18 protein-coding genes and 1 riboswitch are annotated in these 20,635 nt (G+C 74.5%); of the genes, 9 read left to right on the top strand and 9 right to left on the bottom strand.

The genetic code is table 11. The annotated features are described in order from the left end of the window. The first annotated feature begins 40 nt into the window (after positions 1-40). Complete coding sequence (locus CRV15_RS21790) at positions 41-2,470, top strand: transglutaminase TgpA family protein (protein WP_003960180.1); 2,430 nt, start codon at positions 41-43, stop codon at positions 2,468-2,470. Positions 2,471-3,146: 676 nt separating this feature from the next. Here CRV15_RS21790 and CRV15_RS21785 read toward each other — a convergent pair. The 3 genes from CRV15_RS21785 to CRV15_RS21775 all read right to left on the bottom strand — a co-directional run bounded on the left by CRV15_RS21785 (position 3,147) and on the right by CRV15_RS21775 (position 5,425). Then, positions 3,147-3,551, bottom strand: coding sequence for a DUF3040 domain-containing protein (locus CRV15_RS21785; RefSeq protein ID WP_009995902.1), 405 nt, complete (start codon positions 3,549-3,551; stop codon positions 3,147-3,149). A 247-nt stretch (positions 3,552-3,798) separates the two neighbouring features. Continuing rightward, positions 3,799-4,581, bottom strand: coding sequence for a class I SAM-dependent methyltransferase (locus CRV15_RS21780; protein WP_009995904.1), 783 nt, complete (start codon positions 4,579-4,581; stop codon positions 3,799-3,801). A 271-nt stretch (positions 4,582-4,852) separates the two neighbouring features. Continuing rightward, positions 4,853-5,425 (bottom strand): SAV_6107 family HEPN domain-containing protein, encoded by a 573-nt coding sequence (locus CRV15_RS21775; protein ID WP_009995905.1) that lies wholly within the window; start codon positions 5,423-5,425, stop codon positions 4,853-4,855. A 155-nt stretch (positions 5,426-5,580) separates the two neighbouring features. Between CRV15_RS21775 and CRV15_RS21770 the strand changes: the two genes are divergently transcribed. The 5 genes from CRV15_RS21770 (at position 5,581) to CRV15_RS21750 (ending at position 11,940) form a co-directional block, all read left to right on the top strand. Further along, on the top strand, positions 5,581-6,450 hold the full coding sequence (locus CRV15_RS21770) for an ATP-binding cassette domain-containing protein (protein ID WP_003960184.1): 870 nt from the start codon (positions 5,581-5,583) through the stop codon (positions 6,448-6,450). Further along, on the top strand, positions 6,422-8,518 hold the full coding sequence (locus tag CRV15_RS21765; protein ID WP_003960185.1) for a YhgE/Pip family protein: 2,097 nt from the start codon (positions 6,422-6,424) through the stop codon (positions 8,516-8,518). The genes CRV15_RS21770 and CRV15_RS21765 overlap by 29 nt, the downstream gene beginning before the upstream one ends. A gap of 101 nt (positions 8,519-8,619) precedes the next feature. After that, positions 8,620-9,237, top strand: coding sequence for a TetR/AcrR family transcriptional regulator (locus tag CRV15_RS21760; RefSeq protein ID WP_009995907.1), 618 nt, complete (start codon positions 8,620-8,622; stop codon positions 9,235-9,237). 464 nt (positions 9,238-9,701) lie between these two features. After that, the gene (locus CRV15_RS21755) at positions 9,702-10,331 is read left to right on the top strand and encodes a DUF4126 domain-containing protein (RefSeq protein WP_174391372.1); all 630 of its coding nucleotides are present in this window, start codon (positions 9,702-9,704) and stop codon (positions 10,329-10,331) included. A gap of 112 nt (positions 10,332-10,443) precedes the next feature. Beyond that, complete coding sequence (locus CRV15_RS21750) at positions 10,444-11,940, top strand: phytoene desaturase family protein (protein WP_003960188.1); 1,497 nt, start codon at positions 10,444-10,446, stop codon at positions 11,938-11,940. A gap of 788 nt (positions 11,941-12,728) precedes the next feature. Here the strand turns inward: CRV15_RS21750 and CRV15_RS21745 are convergent. The 6 genes from CRV15_RS21745 to CRV15_RS21720 form a co-directional block, all read right to left on the bottom strand. Beyond that, positions 12,729-13,655 (bottom strand): hypothetical protein, encoded by a 927-nt coding sequence (locus CRV15_RS21745; RefSeq protein ID WP_003960189.1) that lies wholly within the window; start codon positions 13,653-13,655, stop codon positions 12,729-12,731. A 50-nt stretch (positions 13,656-13,705) separates the two neighbouring features. Further along, positions 13,706-14,623, bottom strand: coding sequence for a methylenetetrahydrofolate reductase [NAD(P)H] (gene metF, locus CRV15_RS21740; RefSeq protein WP_003960190.1), 918 nt, complete (start codon positions 14,621-14,623; stop codon positions 13,706-13,708). Positions 14,624-14,705: 82 nt separating this feature from the next. Beyond that, positions 14,706-15,374: a thiamine phosphate synthase gene (gene thiE / locus CRV15_RS21735; RefSeq protein ID WP_003960191.1), complete on the bottom strand. Its 669-nt coding sequence runs from the start codon at positions 15,372-15,374 to the stop codon at positions 14,706-14,708. 200 nt (positions 15,375-15,574) lie between these two features. After that, the gene (locus CRV15_RS21730) at positions 15,575-15,940 is read right to left on the bottom strand and encodes an Rv2175c family DNA-binding protein (RefSeq protein ID WP_003960192.1); all 366 of its coding nucleotides are present in this window, start codon (positions 15,938-15,940) and stop codon (positions 15,575-15,577) included. Between the two features lie 122 nt (positions 15,941-16,062). Further along, complete coding sequence (locus CRV15_RS21725; protein WP_003960193.1) at positions 16,063-17,352, bottom strand: NAD(P)/FAD-dependent oxidoreductase; 1,290 nt, start codon at positions 17,350-17,352, stop codon at positions 16,063-16,065. 153 nt (positions 17,353-17,505) lie between these two features. After that, positions 17,506-17,844: an avidin-fold protein gene (locus CRV15_RS21720; RefSeq protein ID WP_003960194.1), complete on the bottom strand. Its 339-nt coding sequence runs from the start codon at positions 17,842-17,844 to the stop codon at positions 17,506-17,508. Positions 17,845-18,060: 216 nt separating this feature from the next. Next, positions 18,061-18,173: riboswitch (TPP riboswitch) on the top strand. On the opposite strand from CRV15_RS21720, the gene thiO reads away from it, so the two are divergent. The 3 genes from thiO to CRV15_RS21705 all read left to right on the top strand — a co-directional run bounded on the left by thiO (position 18,171) and on the right by CRV15_RS21705 (position 20,521). After that, positions 18,171-19,508 (top strand): glycine oxidase ThiO, encoded by a 1,338-nt coding sequence (thiO, locus tag CRV15_RS21715; RefSeq protein ID WP_003960195.1) that lies wholly within the window; start codon positions 18,171-18,173, stop codon positions 19,506-19,508. Its footprint overlaps the riboswitch before it by 3 nt. Further along, positions 19,505-19,720, top strand: coding sequence for a sulfur carrier protein ThiS (thiS, locus tag CRV15_RS21710; RefSeq protein WP_003960196.1), 216 nt, complete (start codon positions 19,505-19,507; stop codon positions 19,718-19,720). Before thiO ends, thiS begins: the two co-directional genes overlap by 4 nt. A 6-nt stretch (positions 19,721-19,726) precedes the next feature. Then, positions 19,727-20,521 (top strand): thiazole synthase, encoded by a 795-nt coding sequence (locus CRV15_RS21705; protein WP_003958197.1) that lies wholly within the window; start codon positions 19,727-19,729, stop codon positions 20,519-20,521. Positions 20,522-20,635: the final 114 nt, after the last annotated feature.

Below are 20,635 nucleotides of genomic sequence, written 5' to 3'. Positions count from 1 at the left end.
GAAAGCGGCACGGAGAAGGCATGAACAGGGGGACGACGTCATGAGCAGTCGGGTGCGGCTGGCCCTGTCCGCGTACACGGCCACCCTGCTGGCGGCGGGTGCGCTGCTGCCGCTGCTGGAGGGCGTGGGCTGGCTGGCGCAGGCCGCGCTGCTGCTGGGCGTCCAGAGCGGGGCGGGGGAGCTGGCCCGGCGCGCGACCCTGGCCCGCCCGCTGACGGCCCTGATCCAGACCGTTGTCGGGCTGACCGTCCTGACCTGGGTCTTCGCTCCTGAGTACGCGCTGCTCGGCCTGGTGCCCGGGCCGGGGTCGCTCCAGTACTTCGGGGAGCTGCTGACCTCGGGCGGCCAGGACATCAGCCGCTACGCGATACCCGCCCCGTCGACCGACGGCATCGAGCTGATGGTGATCGGCGGAGTGCTGGTGATCGGTCTGCTGGTGGACACGATCGCGGTCACCTTCCGCAGCGCCGCCGCGGCCGGGCTGCCGCTGCTCGCGCTCTACTCGATCGCGGCCGGTCTCGCGGGCGGCGGGGCCAGCGCGCTGTGGTTCCTGCTCGCCGCCTCCGGCTATCTGCTGCTCCTGCTGGCCGAGGGCCGGGAGCAGCTCTCCCGGTGGGGACGGATCTTCACCGCGCCCGACCCGGCGGCCCGGGGCCGCAAGGCGCTCGACCCGGGCGGCCGGGCCCCGGCCCCCGCGCTCCGCACCGGCGGCCGGATCGGGGTGCTGGCACTCGGCGTGGCACTGGCGGTGCCCGCCGCGCTCCCCGCGCTGGACGGCGGCGTCCTCTCCGGCATCGGCACCGGGGACGGCTCCGGGGGCGGCGGCGCGGGCGGCACCATCTCGGCGGTCAATCCGCTGGTCTCGCTCCAGGACAACCTCAACCAGCCCACCAACCGCGAGGTGCTGCGCTACCGCACCGAGGCGGGCAGCACCGACGGCCTCTATCTGCGGATCGTGGCGCTGGACCAGTTCGACGGGACGAGCTGGCGCTCCTCCAAGCGCCGGGTCGTGGACGTGCCCGCACCGCTGCCGGAGCCGCAGGGGCTGAACCCGGCGGTGGAGCGGAAGGAGATCCGCACGAGCATCTCGGCCGCCGAGTACTACCAGCAGAGCTGGCTGCCCATGCCCTACCCGGCGACCCGGGTGGAGGTCAACGGCGGCTGGCGCTTCGAGCCGGAGGGGCGGACCGTCGTCGCCGACCCGGGCGAGGACACCGGGGGCGCCCGGTACTCCGTCACCAGCCTGCTGGTGAACCCGACGCCGCAACAGCTCGCCGAGGCGCCGCGCCCGCCGGAGGCACTGCGGCGCGAGTACACCAAGGTGCCCCAAAACCTGCCCGCCGAGGTCGAGGAGACGGCCCGCCGGGTCACCCGGGGCGCCGCCAACGACCACGAGCGCGCGGTGCGGCTCCAGGAGTGGTTCACCCAGGACGGCGGCTTCGTCTACGACACCCAGGTGCGTTCCGGCACGGGCGTCAACGCGATCACCCGCTTCCTCCGGCAGAAGCAGGGCTTCTGCATCCACTTCTCGTTCTCGATGGCCACGATGGCCCGGACGCTGGGCATACCGGCGCGGGTCGCCGTGGGCTTCACATCGGGCACCCCGCGCTCCGACAACACCGTGTCGGTGGGGCAGCGGGACGCGCACGCCTGGCCGGAGCTGTACTTCGAGGGGGTGGGCTGGACCCGTTTCGAGCCGACCCCCAGCCGGGGCAGCCAGCCGCCCTACACCCTCGACGACACCGCGCCCGGCGGCCCGAGCGCCCCGTCCGCGCAGCCGTCGGCCGCGTCCCAGGCGCCCGCGGCGGCCCCGTCCGCGTCGGACACCTGCCCGCCGGAGCTGCGGCGGCTGGGCGAGTGCTCCGCCTCCGCCGCGACCGGCACCGGCGGCTCCGTGGACGCGGGCGGCTCGTGGGCGGCCGTTCCACTGATCGTCCTGGGGGCGTCGGCCGTCGTCGTGCTGCCCCTGCTGCCGCTGCTCTGGCGGCTGCGCACCACCGCCCGCAGGCTGAGGTCCAGAGGATCCGGAGCACAGGACCCGGCGGCGCGCACCCTGGCGGCCTGGCTGGAGATCTCCGATCTCGCCTGGGACCACGGCATCCTCCCGGACGCCTCACTGACGCCCCGGGGAACCGCCGAGCGCGTCGTACGCCTGGGGAAGCTGGAGGGCGCGGCGGCCGAGGCGGTGCACCGGGTCGCCACCGCGGTCGAACAGGTGCTGTACGCGCCGCTGCCGGGGCCCGCCGGGGACCTCGCCGAGGACGTCCGGCGGATACGGGACGGGCTTCGCGCCGCGGCGGGCCGGGGCACCCGGCTGCGGGCCCTGCTGCTGCCGCGCTCGGCCGTACGGGTGGTGTGGGCCGCGTCGGCCGCGTACACCTCGCTCGCGGAGCGCTGGGGCGGCCGGTGGAGCCACTGGAGCGCGACGCTGCGGCGGCGGCCGTTCCACCCGTTCCGGCAGCGGGGCTGAGGCCGCCGCGCGCTCGGGCCCCGGCCCGGAGCCGCCCGGCACGCACGGTCACCCACGGGGCGCGCTCCGTGCGGGCGGACCGTGCCTCGGGCGCGGCCGCGGAGGGCACTCCCGGCCGGAGCCGGACGGGCCACGCCGGGCACGCGCGGCCGGCCCGGACGGGCCGACGCCGAGCGGCCCGGTGCGGTGCGGGCGTACCGGGGCGGCGGGCCCGCCGGGAGCACCGGCGGCCGGGACCCGGACACGGTGGGCCGGTGGACGGGGCCGGAGGGATCACACCGGACGGGGACGCGGCTCCGTCGCGCCGCGGTCACAGCGGACGCGGAGCCGGCGGGCGGGGCTCGGTGGACGGCCGGGCCGGACGTGCACGGCGGAGAGGGTCACGGAGAGCGACGAGGGAGGGGTGGTCTCCGGGGGAACGCCCGGAGGACAGCGCGTACGGCAACGCGGGAGAACGGGGACGGGGACGCTCACGGGTACAGGGACGCCCGGGGGACCGGATACGGAGCAGCGTGCGGATCTGCGCGGGAACCGCGACAGACGCGGCAAACGCGGGAAGCGCGGGAAGCACGGGAAACCGAAGCGCCCGGCGGCAGGAGCGTCCGGGACGGCCGGAGACTCCCGCACCCGCCGGGCGCGAGGCTTCAGAGTGCTTCAGGGGCTTGCCGGAGGGGCCTCAGTGGCCCTGCTCATCACGGCGGCGCTGCCACCGCTGCTCGATCCGGTCCATCACGGACCGGCGCTGGCGGGACTGCCGGGGCTGGGAACGGACGCCCGCCGGATCTCCCGCGGGCTGGCTCTCACCCGGCTTCGGCGCCTTGCGCCAGCCGGTGACCGCGAGGACCGCGCAGCCCAGCATGACCAGGAAACCCACCACACTGACCCAGACCAGCTGCGAGACCATTCCGGCCATCAGGAGCGCGATACCCACCAGGAAACCGGCGATCGCCTGGTAGACCCGTCGCCGGGTGTACGTACGCAGCCCGCTTCCCTCAAGCGCTGTCGCGAATTTGGGATCTTCGGCGTACAGCGCTCGCTCCATCTGCTCAAGCATTCGCTGCTCGTGCTCCGAGAGCGGCACGGAGTCCTCCTAGTCGTCGGCCGCGGAGGCGACCGTATGCGGCCCTTTCAGGATAGGCAGGGAATCGCCCCCGTGAAACCCGCCCTCTACGCCAGTTTCGCCACTCCCGGCCGCCACGGCGGCTTGGTTGCTGAGGCGTAGATTCCCCAACCTCCGATCCGTCATGCCGGATGCTCCCTCGATCATACGGGGCGAACGACCCGATCGGGTGGTCTGTGGCGTACTCCATCCGCGGCTGCGCCGCTGATCAGGCGCGCTTCTCACCGAGAAGGTGCAGCCTGCTGGCGACGGAGCGGAAAGCGGGCAGCTCGGCCACCGCGGCCTCCAGTCCGAGCAGGGCGTCCAGCGCCCCCGGCTCGGTGTCCACCAGGGCCCCGGGGACCAGGTCGGCGAAGACCCGGACGTTGTGGACGGCGCCGACCTCGGCACCGGCGTCGGTGAGCAGCCCGGTGAGCTGTTCGGCCGTGAAACGGCGGGGGACGGGGTCCCCGTCGCCCCAGCGTCCGGCCGGGTCGGCGAGCGCTTGCCGGGCCTCGTTGAAGTGTCCGGCGAGCGCCCGTGCGAGCACCGCGCCCCCGAGCCCGGCCGCGAGCAGGCTGAGGGAGCCACCGGGGCGCAGCGCCGCCAGGGCGTTGGCGACGCCCTCGGCGGGGTCGTCCACGTACTCCAGGACCCCGTGGCAGAGCACCACGTCGAAGCCGCCGCGCTCCACCACGTCGAAGAGGCCGTGGACATCGCCCTGGACCCCGCGGACCCGGTCGGCGACGGCTGCCTCGGCGGCCCGGCGCTCCAGCGCGAAGAGCGCGTTGGGGCTGGGGTCGACCACGGTCACCCGGTGGCCGAGCTGGGCGACGGGCACGGCGAAGGAGCCGCTGCCGCCCCCGGTGTCGAGGATGTCCAGGGAGTCCCTCCCGGTCGCCTCGACCCGGCGGTCGAGGGCTCCCCGGAGGACCTCCCAGACCACGGAGGTGCGCAGGGAGGCGCGGGGCGGGCGCGGCGGGGTTGCCCCGTGGGGGGACGGGTCCGGCACGGCGGTTGACTCCTCGGGCGGGCCGCCCCGGCCGCGTGGGCGGACGGGACGGGCGGTGGGGCGGCGGCCGGAGAACTGCGCCGCCGGTCCGCCAGGGGGTCCACCCACCCTATTGCCTGCGTCTGCGATCCCCGTGACCCCTCTCCCCCGGCCCGCCCGGCGCTCCGCACGCCCATGACCGGCCATGGACCGCACGGCTCGCCCCGGAGCCACCTCCCGGCCCGCCCCGGAGGGCGCCGGGCGGGGAGCGGCGCCCCGGGGGCACCCGCCGCTACACGGCGTCCTCCGTCTCCGGGCGGTCGGCCCTGGGGGCGGGCAGGACGGGCTGGAGCAGGAGCATGCGCTCCACCAGACGGAGGAACATCGCGGCGTCCCGCAGCAGCTCCTCCGCGTCGCGGCTGCTCGCCGCACCGGCTATACCGGCCTGGGCGCGGGCCCTGCGGGGAGCGCCGGAGGCGAAGTGGGCGCTCCACTCGGCCAGTTCGGGCGCGCTCTCGGGCAGCAGCTCCCAGGCGCTGCGGATCCCGGCCCGGCGGCCCCGGCGCACGGGGCCCCGCACGGCGCGGCCCGGGGGCGGCGGGGCCTCGGGGTATCCCCGGGCGGCGAGCACGGCGGCGGCCGTGCGGATGGCCGCCAAGTGGGCGGTGGCGTAGCGCTCGTTGGGCGTTTCGAGGCCCGCGGCCTCCTCCAGGCCCCTGCGGGCCTGGCCGAGCAGGTCGAGGGCGGCGGGCGGCGCCGACGCGCGCCGCAGGACGGGGTGGACGTCCCCCGCCGGCCCGGTCAGTGAGGGGACAGGGCCGTTCGCACGGCGCCGGTGGGCGGCGGCCGTGTTCTCGCTGGCCATGACGAACCTCCTGTCGTCGTGTGACGGCACTGTGGCCGTATGTGTCCATCGTGAGGCCCCCCACTGACAATCGGCCCTGACCTGCGGTTTTGCCACAACAGCCGCACACTGGCTACCTTTTGAACTGACTGGTCAGTTCAAAAGGGGAGGGGAACGTGGACAGCCCGCACGGGGCAGCCGTCGTCACCGAGGGGTTCGGGCTCAAGGGCCCCCGGGGCTGGGCCTTCCGAGCCATCGACATCGACGCCGCCCCCGGCTCACTCATCGCGGTCGAGGGGGCGTCGGGCTCCGGCCGGACCTGCCTGCTGCTCGCACTCACCGGCCGGATGCGCCCCAGTGAGGGGCGGTGCGAGGTCGGCGGACTGCCGCTGCCGCGCCGGATGGCCGCCGTCCGGAAGATCAGCGCCCTGGGGCCCGTACCGTCGGTCAGCGAGCTGGACCCGGCCCTGACCGTCGCTGAACACCTGCGGGAACGGGCCCTCCTCCAGCGCCGGTTCGGGGTCTCCGTACGGCGGCTGCTGCGCCCCCGCCCGGGCCGTGCCGCCGAGGCGGGCGCCCTGGTCCGGGAGGCCCTCGCCACCGCCGGGTTCGACCCCGCCGCGCTGCCCAAGGGGGACCGCACCCCGGTGCGCGCGCTGGAGCGGATGGAGTGCCTGCGGCTCTCCCTCGCCCTCGCCCTCATCGGCAGGCCCCGGCTGATCGCGATCGACGACGCCGATCTGAAGCTCTCCGACACGGAACGCGCCGAGGCCTGGCGGCTGCTGCGCTCCATCGCCGACACCACCGGCACCACCGTCCTGGCCGTGTGCAGCCAGGCCCCCGGGGGAACCGTCGTCGTCCGCACCGGAGCCCTGGCCCCCGGGGCCCGGGGACCCGCCGCCGGACCGGACGCGCAGAGCCCGTCCGCCCCGCACGGCACGGACACCGCCGACGGCCGGCCCACCGACCACAGCACCACCGACCACGGCACCACCGACCACGAGGGGAAGAAGGCCGATGCGTTCGCCGAGACTGGCCGCGCTTGAGCTGAAGCGGTTCGGCAGGGGCCGGCTGCCCCGCGCCGCCGTCGTCGCCATCGTGCTGCTGCCGCTGCTGTACGGCGCGCTGTATCTGTGGTCCTTCTGGGACCCCTACGGTCGGCTGGACCGCATCCCCGTCGCACTCGTCAACGACGACAAGGGGGCCAACGCCGACGGCGAGAAGGTGACCGCGGGCGCCGAGATCGCCGAGAACCTGCGCGAGAGCGATGTCTTCGACTGGCACGAGGTGAGCGCGGCACAGGCGCGCAAGGGCGTCGAGAACGGCACGTACTACCTCTCGCTGACCATGCCCCGGGACTTCAGCGAGCGGATCGCCTCCAGTTCGGGCGCGTCGCCCGAGACCGGCGCGCTCCAGGTGCGGACCAACGACGCCAACAACTACATCGTCGGCCAGGTCTCCCGCACGGTCTTCGCCGAGGTGCGCACGGCGGCCTCCACCAAGACGTCCCGTTCGTTCCTGGACCGGATCTTCATCTCGTTCTCCGACATCCACGACGCCACCGAGAAGGCGGCCAAGGGCGCCGACGACCTCAAGGGCGGCATCGGGGAGGCCAAGGCGGGGTCCAAGGACCTCGCGGAGGGGCTGAGGAACGCCAAGGACAGCACCGGCAGACTCGCGGGCGGGCTGGCCCGGCTCACCGACGCGGCGGGCTCCGTGGAGAGCGGCGCCCGTCAGGTCGCGGACGGCACCCAGTACGCCACCGGCAAGCTCAACGGGTACTCCGAGCGGATCTCCCCCTACCTCAAGAAGTACGGGGAGCCCGTCGCCGGGATCTCCGAGGCGCTCCGGGACCGGCTGGAGGGACAGGCGGCTTCCGCGCCCGCCGCGTCGGAGAAAACGCGGGCGGCGGCCGATGAACTGACGAAGCTCCACGCGGAGCGCTGCGCGGCGGGCGCCACGGGAACGGAGGGGGCCGCCGGGGCCCCGGCGGCGGCAGATCCCCTCTGCCCCGCGCTGGAGCGGGCACGGGCCGCTGTGGACGGCGCCGCGGTGGCCGCCGCCGGGGCCGCCGCGGTGGCCCGGGAGAACATCGCGAGCCTCGACGGGATCGACGGCCGTCTCGCCGAGCACCGGAAGAACGCCCAGTGGCTCGCCGAGCGCGCGCCCACCCTGGAGCAGGACCTCACGTCCGCCGTCGAGCGGATGAACGCGCTCAACTCGGGCGCGCAGCAGGTCGCCCGGGGCGCCTCCCAGGTGCACACCGGGCTGTCCGGGGCGAAGTCGGGCTCCACGGAGATCGACACCGGTGTGGCCAGGCTGAAGAAGGGCGCCGGGGACCTGGACGGCGGGCTGTTCAAGCTCGTCGACGGCTCCGCGGAGCTGGCGGGCGGGCTGCACGACGGCGTCGCCAAGATCCCCGACTACGACGAGAAGGACCGCGACCGGCGCACGGAGGTCATGGCCGACCCGGTGCAGCTCGCCAGCAAGACCCTGAACCAGGCCGCCAACTACGGCACCGGATTCGCCCCGTACTTCATCCCGCTCTCCCTCTGGGTCGGCGCGATGGTCGCGTACATGATCATCCAGCCGATGAACCGGAGGGCGCTCGCCGCGGGCGCATCGGCCTGGCGGATCGCGCTGGCGGGCTGGCTGCCGGTGGTCGCCATCGGGCTGGTGCAGGTCGGCGCGCTGATGGCGGTGCTGCACTGGTCACTGGGGCTCCAGCTCGCGCACGCGGCCGGCACGGTCGGCTTCCTCGCCCTGACCATCGGCTGTTTCGCCGCCATCATCCAGTGGCTGAACGCCCGCTTCGGGGCCGCCGGACGGATTCTGGTGCTGGCGGTGCTGATGCTCCAGCTCACGTCGGCGGGCGGCACCTATCCGGTCCAGACCAGCCCCGGTTTCTTCAACGCGATCCATCCGTTCCTCCCCATGACCTATGTCGTGGAGGCGCTGCGGAGACTGATCAGCGGCGGCGGGCTCGACCCCGTGTGGCAGGGGAGCGCGGTCCTGCTGGCCTTCACCGCGGGAGCGCTGGCCCTCACCGCGCTCACCGCACGGCGCAAGCAGGTGTGGACCTTCGACCGCCTCCACCCCGAACTGAGCCTCTGAGACACCTCAGCCGTGGGCCAGGGCGGCCCGGTTCGGTGCGGACGTGCTCCGTGAGCCGAACCGGGCCCGCCAAACCCCCGACACCTGTGAGAATCGACACCATGGACGTGACGGACAGCAGCAGTACCAGACGCAGGGCGACCCGGGCCAAGCTCTACGAGGCGGCGGTGACGCTGATCGCGGAACAGGGTTTCTCGGCGACCACCGTCGACGAGATCGCCGAGCGCGCGGGTGTCGCCAAGGGCACGGTCTACTACAACTTCAAGAGCAAGACCGAACTGTTCGAGGAGTTGCTGCGGTACGGCGTCGGTCTGCTGACCTCGTCGTTGCAGAGCGCCGCCGACGAGACGGCGGAGCGCGGCGGCACCAAGGTCGAGGCCCTGGACGCGATGATCCGGGCGGGCCTGGTCTTCATCGACAGCTACCCCGCCTTCACCCAGCTCTACGTCGCCGAGCTGTGGCGGACCAACCGGGCCTGGCAGTCCACCCTCCTGGTGGTGCGCCAGCAGGCGGTCGCGGTGGTCGAGACGGTGCTGCGGGAGGCGGTCGAGAGCGGTGAGCTGAACGAGGAGATCGACATTCCGCTCACCGCGGCCGCCTTGGTGGGCATGGTGCTGGTGGCGGCGCTGGACTGGCAGTCCTTCCAGCGGGAACGGTCCCTCGACGATGTGCACGCGGCGCTCTCCCGGCTGCTGCACGGCCGGGTGAGCAGCCGCTGACGCATCCCGGCACTGCCGAAGCACGGCACCGGCGGAACGCGGCACCGGTGTTCCGCCGCGCGGCGGAACGCGGCGGGCGGGCGGCGGCAGCCGTACAACGGAAAGGCGCCGGTCCGGCAGGACTCGATCCCCCCGAGTCATCGCCGGACCGGCGCCTTCCTTCCCCCCGTTCCCCCTGTTTTCCCCCGGTTTCCCCCGTGCGGTCGTTCCCCCGATACCCCGGGGTTCCCCGGATACTCCGGTTCTCCCCGGTTCTTCCCCCGGTCACCTCGGGGGAGCCGCGCCGTTCCGCCGCCCCGTGTCGGCGGTGTCGGCGCCGCGGCCCCTTCGGTGAACTCCACTTTCCCCTCCGGGCGGCCGGGCTCCCATCCGCACGGGTACTCATCTCGCCACCTGGGTACAGGTACTCAGCCATGGGCCCGCGTGCCCACACCCCGTGTGCCCACATGGTTACGATCGCGTCCGTGTCGGTACTCCCCCTCGTCTTCACCAGCGGCTGGGCCAGTGGAATCAATGCGTACGCCGTCGTGCTGCTGCTCGGCGTGTTCGGAGCCACCGGGGTGACCGACGAGGTGCCGCAGGCGCTCCAGCGCACCGATGTGCTGATCGTCGCCGGGGTGCTCTTCCTGTGCGAGGCGGTCGCGGACAAGATTCCGTATGTGGACTCGGCATGGGACGCGGTCCATACGGTGATCCGTCCGGTCGCGGGAGCCGTCGTGGCCGCGCTGCTGGCCGGGGAGTCCGGTTCGCTGCCGGAGCTCGCGGCGGGCGCCGTGGGCGGCTCCACCGCGCTGATGAGCCATCTCGTCAAGGCCGGGACCCGGATGGCGGTGAACACCTCACCGGAGCCCTTCAGCAACATCGGGGTGAGCACGGCCGAGGACCTGGGGGTCGCCGGGGTCCTCACGTTCGCGATGTTCCACCCGGTCGCCGCGGCGATCGTCGCCGCGGTCCTGCTGGCGCTGGGTGTGGTCGCGGTGGTGCTGCTCGCGGCGCGCATCCGCAGGTTCCGGCGGCGCAGGGCGCAGCGCCGCGAGGAGCGACGGCTCGCGGCGTCGGTCCGAGCGGCCCGACCGGTCCGCCCGCCCGACTGACGGACCGCGCCGGAACCGCCTGATCCGGCAGGCGCCTCCGTGCGCGGGCCGGGGCGCCCGCCGGGGCCGGTCCGCGCGATGACTGTCAGTGGCGGTCGCTAGAGTTTTCGGCATGGCACGGATTGCGGTGATCGGCGCCGGGATGGGCGCGATGGCGGCTGCCGCCCGGCTGGCCGTGGCAGGCCACCGGGTGACGGTGTACGAGCGCACGGCGACCTACGGGGGCGCGGTGGGCGCCGTCGAGCACGCCGGTTTCACGTTCGACAGCGGGCCGGGGCTGCTGCATCTGCCCGCCGTCTGGCGGGACCTGTTCCTGAAGACCGGCCGGGAGCCGCTGGAGAAGTGCGTCGGCCTGGTCCAGGTGGACCCGGCGAGCCGTCATCTCTTCGCCGACGGCACCGAGGCCGTGCTGCCCGATGCCTCGCGGGCGGGGATCGTCTCCGCACTGGAGTCGGCGCTCGGCCGGGGCGCGGGCGAGCGCTGGGGCGAGTTCCTCGGCCGGGCCGGGGACACCTGGGACCGCTCGCGGCGGCCCCTGCTGGAGGAGCCGCTCTGGCCCGACTGGCGGGTCCTGGAGCGCGACCCCTACCCGGCCCCCCGGCAGCGGCGGCTGCTGCGCGCCCGGCAGGCGGCCACGGTCGCCGAGGTCGGCGCGTGGGAGCTGGCGGACCCCCGGCTGGCCGCCCTCTTCGAGGGCTGTGTCCTCGGCTACGGGCTCGACCCCCGGCAGGCCCCGGCGAGCGCCGCGCTGCTGCCGTACATGGAGCAGACCTTCGGCAGTTGGTATGTCGAGGGCGGGCTGCGGGAGCTGGCCCGCGCGGTGTACGAGCGGTGCGCGGCGCGGCGGGTGGAGTTCGTCTTCGGGGCCGAGGTGGTCTCGATCGTGGAGAAGGACGGCCGGGCGGCCGGGGTGGAGCTGCGCGGCGGCGAGATCGCGGCGGCGGACCATGTGGTCGCGGGCGCCGCCGACGCGGCCCGGCTGACCGGCCGGGAGCTGTGGGCGGAGGGGGACGTCCGGCCCCCGGCGGCCGGGCAGCCGCTGCCCGGCCGGCTCACGGTGCTGCTGGCGCTGCGGGGCGCGCGCCCGGCGTCGGCGGTCCATCGCACGGTGGTCCACTCCCCCGACACCGGGGCGGAGGCCGCGGCCGTCTTCGGCGGTGGGCCGACCGCCCGGCCCACCGTCACGGTGCTGCGCCCGGACGACCCCCGTACCCGGCCCGACGAGGGGCACGAGGCCGTCACCGTCTCGGCGACGGTCGCGGGCCACGGCGGCGGGGTCGACTGGACGGACGAGGCGTTGCGGGAGCGGTGTGCCGGGGCGCTGGTGGACGCGGCGGCCCGGGCCCTGGGCGAGCGCCCGGCGGCGCTGCGGGAGCGGCTGGTGTGGCACAAGGTGCTGACGCCCGCGGAGACGGGCGGTATACCCGCTCCGGCGCTCGCCGGTCCCGGCGGCCGTCATCTCCACCCGGCGAACACCACCCGGCTGCCGGGGCTGCTGCTGGCCGGTGGCCACGCCCACCCGGGCGGGGGGCTCGCCCACGCGGGGATGTCGGGCGCCCTGGTCGCGGGGCTCATCGTGGAGGGGGCGGACTTCCGCGGCTCCCAGTGAACCCCGGGGCACGGTGTCTCCCGGCGCTTCCCGCGCACACCCCTCCCACGCGGGCCCGCCGACCGGCCCGGCGGCCCGTCAGCCGCTGGTGCACGACGGGCGGATGACGGAACGCCGGGGCAGCGCCCGGGCGCGCGGCACGGTCGGATCATCTCCCGCTTCGCGGGGAGCCCCCACGACACGGACCCTCCCCGGCCGCGCGGCCACCACCGGGAGGTTGCCACCCGGCCGACGGCGACACAGCGCCGAAGCACTCCCCCCTCGCACCGCCGGACCCGGAGGGTGCGGCCGGGCAGCACCGACCGGGCGGGACGGCGACGACCCGCCCCGGCTCCCGCCGTCGGCGGAACGGACCTGTCCCATGAGCGAAGCCCCATCGGGCCTCCGTACCCCTGGGCAGAACGGAACCGTGGCACACGGCCCCTGCCCACCGAGCACAGGCGCCGCCGAAGTGTGAGGCCCTCGCACCGCCGGGCCCGGGGAAGGCGCCACGGCGCGCGGCACGGCCGGGCCTCTCCCGCTCGCGGGGAGCCCCTGCGGCGCGGCCTTCCCCAGGCGCACGGCCGACCCTGGGGGTGGCCGCGCGGCCGGTGGCGACATGGCGCGGGAGCCCCCCCTTCGCACCACAGGACCCGCAGGACGCACCCGGGCACCACCAACCGGGCAGGACGGCGAGGCGCCACCGGCGGAACGGGCCGGATCCGCGCCGGGCGCGGGCCGGGGGCATCCGGCGGCCAGGGCCGGGGAAACGCGCAGGGCCGCCGGGGCGGCGGCACAGGGCGGGGGGCTCAGTAGCGGTACGGCTGTCCGGGGGCGCCGGGGTCGTGGTCGAAGGGGGAGGGCTGGTCCTGGTGCTGCTGCGGAAGGTCGGTGTCCCGCTGCTGGGGCACCCAGATGCCGCCCGGAGGCGTGTCCGTGTCATAGGACTGCTGGGCGTAGTACGGATCGGCCGGATAGGGGTGGTGGGTACCGCCGAAGCCGTCGGCGCCGTCGAACGGGGTCTGGTACGGCTGCTGGCCGGTGCCGTAGGAGTCCGTGTACGCGGGGAACTGCTGGGTCTGTCCGGGGACCCCGAAGGCCGGGTCCGGCTGCGGTACACCCGGCTGCTGCCCGTTCCCATAGGGGTCGTACGGGGGGAAGTCCGCGAACTCGCCGCCCTGGTGCGGGTGGCCGCCCTGCCCGGCGGCGGGGGCGTCGAAGTCCCCGGAGTAGATGCCGTAGCCGTTGGTGTCGTCCGGCATCGGCTGCGGCTGGTAGATCGGCTCCTGACCCGGGTCCGGGTCGAACCCGGCCATCGCCGCGGGGATCTCCTCCTCCAGCTGCGAGACCTCCAGCGCCGGCTCACGCGGGCCTTCGACGGCCGCCGGCCCGTCGGCGCGCCCGCCCCTGCCCGCCCTGCGGCGACGGCTCGGGCCGCCGCCCGCGGCACCGGCGCCGTCCGCCGCGTCCTCGGCACCGGAGCGCGCGCCGAGCGCCCAGCCCTTGGCGAAGCCCTTCCGGAAGGAGAGCGTCACATAGGTCTGTCCGATCGCGAAGGCGATCGCGCCGAGCCCGATCACCACCACGGAGGAGAGCAGCACACCGACGACCACACCCAGGAACCCGCCGAAGGCGAGCAGTCTCCATCGCAGCCGTGCCTTGTACTGCAACAGCACCTCACTGAGCAGCCACAGCGCGACGGCGCCGAACGCGATGTAGAGGACCGTCCAGCCCATGCCCGCCCCTCTCCTTCGGCCGTCGCCCCGACCGAGGCGGATATGGCCGGTCAGGGCTGCTTGTGCAGCCCGAGATTCTCGTATATCTCCAGTGTCGCGGTGGAGTTGTTGAGCGTGATGAAGTGCAGCCCGGGAACACCCTCGGAGAGCAGTTCCGCACAGAACTCGGTCGCGAACTCGATTCCCAACGAGCGTACAGCGGCCGCGTCGTCCTTGACGCGGAGGATGCGCTCTTTCAGCTCTGCCGGGACCTGGGCATTGCTGAGCTGGGCGAATCGTTCGAGCTGCTTGACGCTGGTGATCGGCATGATCTCGGGGATGATCGGGGTCTCGCACCCCGCCGCCGCCACCCGGTCCCGCAGCCGGACGTAGTCCTGGGGCTGGAAGAACATCTGGGTGATGGCGTAGTCGGCCCCGGCCCGGCATTTGGCGACGAAGTGCCGGACGTCGGTGTCCCAGTCCGTGGAACGCGGATGCATTTCCGGGAAGGCGGCGACACCCACACAGAAGTCCCCGGACTCCTTGATGAGACGCACCAGTTCGGCCGCGTACCGCACCCCCTCGGGGTGCTCGACCCACTCCCCCATCGGGTCGCCGGGCGGGTCGCCCCGGACGGCGAGGATATTGCGGATTCCGGCGTCGGCGTACTGGCCGATCATATTCCGCAGTTCGGCGATGGAGTGGTTGACGGCCGTGAGGTGGGCGACGGGCGTCAGGGTGGTGTCGGAGGCGATCTGCTCGGTGGCCCTGACCGTGCCCTCGCGGGTGGAGCCGCCGGCTCCGTAGGTCACCGAGACAAAGCTCGGGGCGACCGCCTCGACCCGGCGCAGCGCGTTCCAGAGGTTGCGCTCGCCCTTCTCCGTCTTGGGGGCCCAGAACTCGAACGAGTAGGTCGTTCTCCCGGTCGCGAGCATCCCGCGGACCGTTCGCGCACGATCTGTCCTGGTCGAGGGGGTTCCTAGGGCCATGGACGCAGGCTATCCAGGCTCGGGGGGCCACCCAACCGGAGTCCACCCTTCGGACACCGGGTGTTCAGCACCGGAACGCCTCTCACGCCGCGGAGCCGTCCGGCAGCGGAAGGGCACGGATACGGGCGGCCAGCTCGGCGGTGGCGGCGGCCGGGTCGTCGGCCTCGGTGATGGCCCGGACGACGACGATCCGGCGGGCTCCGGCGTCCAGCACCTCGTCGAGGTTCTGGTGGTCGATGCCGCCGATGGCGAACCAGGGGCGGTCCGTGCCGAGCGCGGCGGTGGCGCGCACCAGCTCCAGACCGGGCGCGTGGCGGCCGGGCTTGGTGGGGGTGGGCCAGCAGGGTCCGGTGCAGAAGTAGTCCACACCCGGCTGGACGGCGGCTGCCGCCGCCTCGGCGGTGCTGTGGGTGGAGCGCCCGATGAGCGGGGCCTCGCCGATGACGGCGCGGGCCGCCGGGACGGGGAGGTCGCCCTGCCCCAGATGGAGCACATCGGCGCCGATGGCGTGGGCGATGTCCGCCCGGTCGTTCACCGACAGCAGGGTCCCGTGGCGGCGGCAGGCGTCGGCGAAAACCCGCAGGTGCTCCAGCTCCTCGGCGGCCTCCAGGCCCTTGTCCCGGAGCTGCACGACGTCGACCCCGGCGCCGAGGACCGCGTCCAGGAACTCGGGGAGGTCCCCCTGCTGTCTGCGGGCGTCCGTGCAGAGGTAGAGCCGGGCGTCGAGGAGCGCGGCGCGGGCCGTGGACATGATGGTGTATCCCCCGGTTCGGTGGTGCGGCGACCGGAGCCGTGGACCCGGTCCGGTCTTCGCATCGTGCGAGGTGGTGGCCCCACCTCAGGGCTTGCCGCGCGGCGCGCCGCCCGCCCGTGCCCCGGCCCGGGAACGGACCGGGGCGGACGGACGGGCGGACGCCATCATTCCGCGGACGGCTCGGCTGTTCGGACGGATCAGAAGGCGAGGGCCTGTGCCCGGCGCTTCACTTCCGTGCCGCGATTCTCACCGAGTGCCTGCACCGGAGTGCCGGGCAAGGTCGGGTCGGGTGTGAAGAGCCACTCCAGCATCTCTTCATCGGTGAATCCGTCGTCCCTCAGCAGCGTCAGGGTCCCGGAGAGACCCTTGACGACCTTCTCGCCGCTGATGAAGGCGGCGGGCACCATGAGCACCCTGTTCTCCCCCCGGCGCACGGCGATGAGCTGGCCCTCCTTCACCAGCTGCCTCACACGTGTCACCTCGACCTGGAGATGCTCCGCGATATCGGGGAGCGTCAACCACGCGGGGACGAGAGCATCGATCTTTGCGTCAATCTCGGTCACAGGACAAGCGTGCCATCCAGGACTGACAGCCGGTACCCGGGGGTCTCCCCCAGCTCGTCGACGAGATACGAGCGGGCCGGGGTCTTCCCAGCTCAGGGCGGTACCCCCGGGGAAGCGGCGGTTCAGATGGACGCGGCCTTCAGGGGTACGGAGGGGTCGGAGGCCCGCCGCGGGTCGAGCCGGGCGCCCGCGAGCGCGAGCTTGCGGCCCTGCGCCAGGTCCCGGGGCCGGTCCACGCTCACCATCGCGACCAGGACCCCTTCGCGCAGCCACAGCACCGTCCAGGCGGGCCCGTCCTCGGGGCGGCCCCGCCACAGCAGGGTGTCGGCCCCGCTGTGGTCCCCGGCGTACTGCACAAAACGCCCGAACTGCTCGGACCAGAAGTAGGGCACGGGGTCATAGCGCTGCGGCGGCGGCTCCGGGGCCGCTCCCCCGGCCCCGGCGGCGGCCTCCGTCGCGATCACGTTGGCCGCGACGGCCCTCGGCCCCTGGAGGGCGTTGTCCCAGTGGTGGACGAGCAGCCGCCGCCCGTAGCGCGCGGAGGGGAAGGAGGCGCAGTCCCCCACGGCGTACACCTCCGGGAGCGAGGTCCGCAGATACGCGTCGGCGGTGATCGAGCCGTCCGGCCCGGTCTCGATGCCGGAACCGGCCAGCCAGCCGGTGGCGGGGCGGGCCCCGACGCCGACGACGACCGCCCCGGCGGGGAGCCGGCGGCCGTCCGCGAGGAGCACGGCGCCCGACTCGACGGCCGCCACCCGGGCCCCGGTGATCAGCTCGACGCCGTGCTCGGCGTACCAGTCGGCCATGGGGGCGGTGACCTCGGTGGGCAGTGCCCCGGCGAGCGGGCGGTCGGCGGCCTCCACGACGGTGACCGCGCACCCGGCCGCCCGGGCGGCGGTGGCGAACTCGGCGCCGATCCAGCCCGCGCCGACGACCACGATGTCGTGCTTCCGCTCCAGCACGGGCCGCAGCCGGGCGGCGTCGTCGAGGGTGCGCAGCAGATGGACGCCCGGCACGTCCCCGGTGCCCGGCAGGGTCAGCGGCTCCGCCCCGGTGGCGATGACGAGGACGTCGTACGGGACGGGCCCCGCCTCGGTGTCGAGCTCCCGCGCGGCGGCGCGGACGCCGGTCACGGCGAGGCCGAGCCGCAGCTCCACGTCGAGGGCGTCGAAGTCGATCGGGAACGCGGAGCCCTCGGCCGCGCCGAGCAGCACCGCCTTGGAGAGCGGCGGCCGGTCGTACGGCTGGTGCGGCTCGGCCCCGATGAGGGTGACCGGCCCGGTGAAGCCCTGCTCGCGCAGGGCGACGGCGGTCTGCACGCCCGCCATGCCCGCGCCGACGACGACCACGTGCCGCCGCCCGCTCCGCCCCGGGCGGGCCGGGCGCTCCGTCTGCTCTGGCTGCTCGCTCACGCGTCAACCTTACGCACTCGGGGATGACCGTACGTCAGTGCTCCGGAGCGCCGGAGCGCCCTCCTCCCCGAACCGCCCGGGAACGGGAACACGGACAGGAACGCGGACAGGAACGCGAACGGGAACGGGGCGCTCCGAACGGGTCCTGCGGGGTCAGCGGAGCTGCTCGACCACGCTGGTGCCGCTGCCGTCGGCGGACTCCCACGCCCAGGTCTCGTCCAGCCGCACCCGGCCGTCGGGCAGTTCGGTCACGGACGAGACGCAGTGCCCCGAGGCGGTGGTGCCGTCGGTCCGCAACTGCACATAGCGGAAGTCGAGGCGGTCGCCCTCGCGGGTCCCGACCAGATGGCCGCGGACCACGTCGCCCCCGCTGTACTCGGCCCAGATCCGGCCGTCCTGTTCGTGGTACGAGAAACGGGTGCCCGTCCCCACCTGTCCCGGGGCCTGGTCCACCACCGGCGCGAGAACGAGTCCATCGAGCGACCGTGCCATGTTCCGTGATCCTTCGCTTCCGTGCTCCCGCGCTTCCCTGGACCGGTGCGGCCGGCGCGGCCGGTGCGGACCGGCACCTTGCGGCAATTCCGCCGAATCCACTGAATCCGCGCCATCCGTCCGGCACACCGGAAGGCCCGTCGCGCTTCCCGGTGAACCCTCCGGCACCATCGGGCACTTACCGCCGGTGGAACCCTGGGGTTAGGGTGGCCACCGTAAAGCACTCGCGGGAGCCCGGACGCACCGGGCTGAGAGGGAGGCTGGCCGGCCTCCGACCGTACGAACCTGATCCGGGTCATACCGGCGAAGGGAGGAGCCGAACACCCATGCCAGCGATCCACGGCACCCGGGCCGAACCGCCCGGCCCGCGCTCCACGGCGGACACCGCCTCCGCGCCCGGCCCGTCCACGAGGCCCCCGGCCCCCTCCGGCGCGCTCTCCGACGTACTGATCGTCGGCGGCGGGCTCATCGGCCTGGTCACGGCCTGGCGCGCGGCGCGGCACGGTCTGTCCGTGACCGTCGCCGACCCCGACCCGGGCGGCGGGGCGGCACAGGTCGCCGCCGGGATGCTCGCCGCCGTCACCGAGCTGCACTACGGCGAGGAGACCCTGCTCGCCCTCAACCTCGCCTCCGCCCGCCGCTACCCCGCCTTCGTCGCCGAGCTGGAGGAGGCGAGCGGCGAGCGCGTCGGCTACCGCGCCTGCGGCACGCTCGCGGTGGCCCTCGACGCCGACGACCGCGCCCACCTCCGTGAGCTGCACGCGCTCCAGCAGCGGTGCGGTCTGGAGTCGGAGTGGCTGACGGGCCGGGAGTGCCGCCGTCTCGAACCCATGCTGGCGCCGGGCGTCCGCGGCGGACTGCGGGTCGACGGCGACCACCAGGTGGACCCCCGGCGGCTGATCGCCGCCCTCCGCACCGCCTGCGAACGCGCGGGGGTGGCCTTCCGGCGCGCCCGCGCCGAACGGCTGACGGTCGTCCGGGGACGCGCGACCGGAGCGGTGCTCTCCGACGGCACCGCGGCCACCGCGGGGCAGGTGGTGCTCGCCGCGGGCAGCCTGAGCGGCGGGCTCGACGGGGTACCGCCGGAGGTGGCGGTACCGATCCGTCCGGTCAAGGGCCAGGTGCTGCGGCTCGCCCTCTCCGCCTCGCCCGCGCACCCTCCCCTGCTCTCCCGGACCGTGCGCGCCGTGGTGCGGGGCGGTCAGGTCTATCTCGTCCCCCGGGCCAGCGGCGAACTCGTCGTCGGCGCGACCAGCGAGGAGATGGGCTGGGACACCACCGTCACCGCGGGCGGGGTGTACGAACTCCTCCGGGACGCCCATGAACTCGTGCCCGGCATCACCGAGCTGCCGCTGACGGAGACCCGCGCCGGGCTGCGCCCCTGCTCGCCCGACAACGCGCCGCTGCTCGGCCCGACCGAGCTGCCGGGGCTGCTGCTGGCCACCGGCCACCACCGCAACGGGGTCCTGCTGGCCCCGGTGACCGGTGACGCCCTGCTGGCCGCGCTGACCCTCGGGTCCCTTCCCGAGGAGGCCCGCCCCTTCACCCCCCGCCGTTTCTCCGGCGCGGGCGCCCCCGCGCACTCCGGCCTCCGCACCGCCCCTCCCGCCGACTCTCCCTCCGCAGCCCCTCATTCCGCAGCCCGTCAGGAGCAGCCCGTATGAGTACTTTCCCGGTGGCCGTCTCGGTCAATGGCGAATGGCGACAAGTCGCCAGGGGAACCACCCTCGATCTGCTGGTGGCGGAGCTGACCCGGGCGGGCGGCGGTGTCGCGGCGGCGGTCAACGAGACGGTCGTGCCGCGCGGCAACTGGGCGCGGACCCCGCTCGGCGAGGGGGACCGGGTGGAAGTCCTCACCGCGGTGCAGGGGGGCTGATCCACCATGTCCGACGACCGGTTCACCCTCGGCGGTACGACGTTCGACTCCCGTCTGATCACGGGTACGGGCGGCGCGCCCAGCCTCGACGTGCTGGAGCAGGCCCTCGTCGCCAGTGGCACGGAGATGACCACCGTGGCCATGCGGCGCATCGACCCCTCGGTGCACGGCTCGGTCCTCTCCCTGCTGGAGAAGTTGTCCATCCGGGTGCTGCCGAACACGGCGGGGTGCTTCACCGCCGGTGAGGCCGTGCTGACCGCCCGGCTGGCGCGGGAGGCGCTGGGCACGGAGTGGATCAAGGTGGAGGTGATCGCGGACGAGCGGACCCTGCTGCCCGATCCGATCGAGCTGCTGGACGCGGCCGAGACGCTGGTGGACGACGGGTTCGTCGTCCTGCCGTACACCAATGACGATCCGGTGCTGGCCCGCAAGCTCCAGGACGTGGGGTGCGCGGCGGTCATGCCGCTGGGCTCGCCGATCGGCTCCGGGCTCGGCATCCGCAATCCGCACAACTTCCAGCTCATCGTGGAGCAGGCCCAGGTGCCGGTGATCCTGGACGCGGGGGCGGGCACGGCGTCCGACGTGGCGCTCGCGATGGAGCTGGGGTGCTCGGCGGTCATGCTGGCGTCGGCCGTCACCCGGGCCCAGGAGCCCGCGCTCATGGCGGAGGCGATGCGGCACGCGGTGGAGGCGGGCAGGCTCGCGCACCGGGCGGGCCGTATTCCGCGCCGGCACTTCGCCGAGGCGTCCTCCCCGGTCGCGGGGATGCCGGTGCTGGACCCGGAGCGCCCGGCGTTCTGACGGGCTTCCGTGCCGGGATGCCCGGCGTGCCGACCGGCCGGGCGGGATCCCGTACGGCGGGTCGCGCTGTCACAGCTCGGCACCGGTACGGCCCGCCGCCCGCCCGGCGGCGCG

Source organism: Streptomyces clavuligerus (assembly GCF_005519465.1).
In the GTDB taxonomy this organism is placed as follows: Bacteria; Actinomycetota; Actinomycetes; order Streptomycetales; family Streptomycetaceae; genus Streptomyces; species Streptomyces clavuligerus.
The sequence above is the reverse complement of the archived record's forward strand: the minus strand, read 5'-3'. Positions and strand labels throughout refer to the sequence as shown.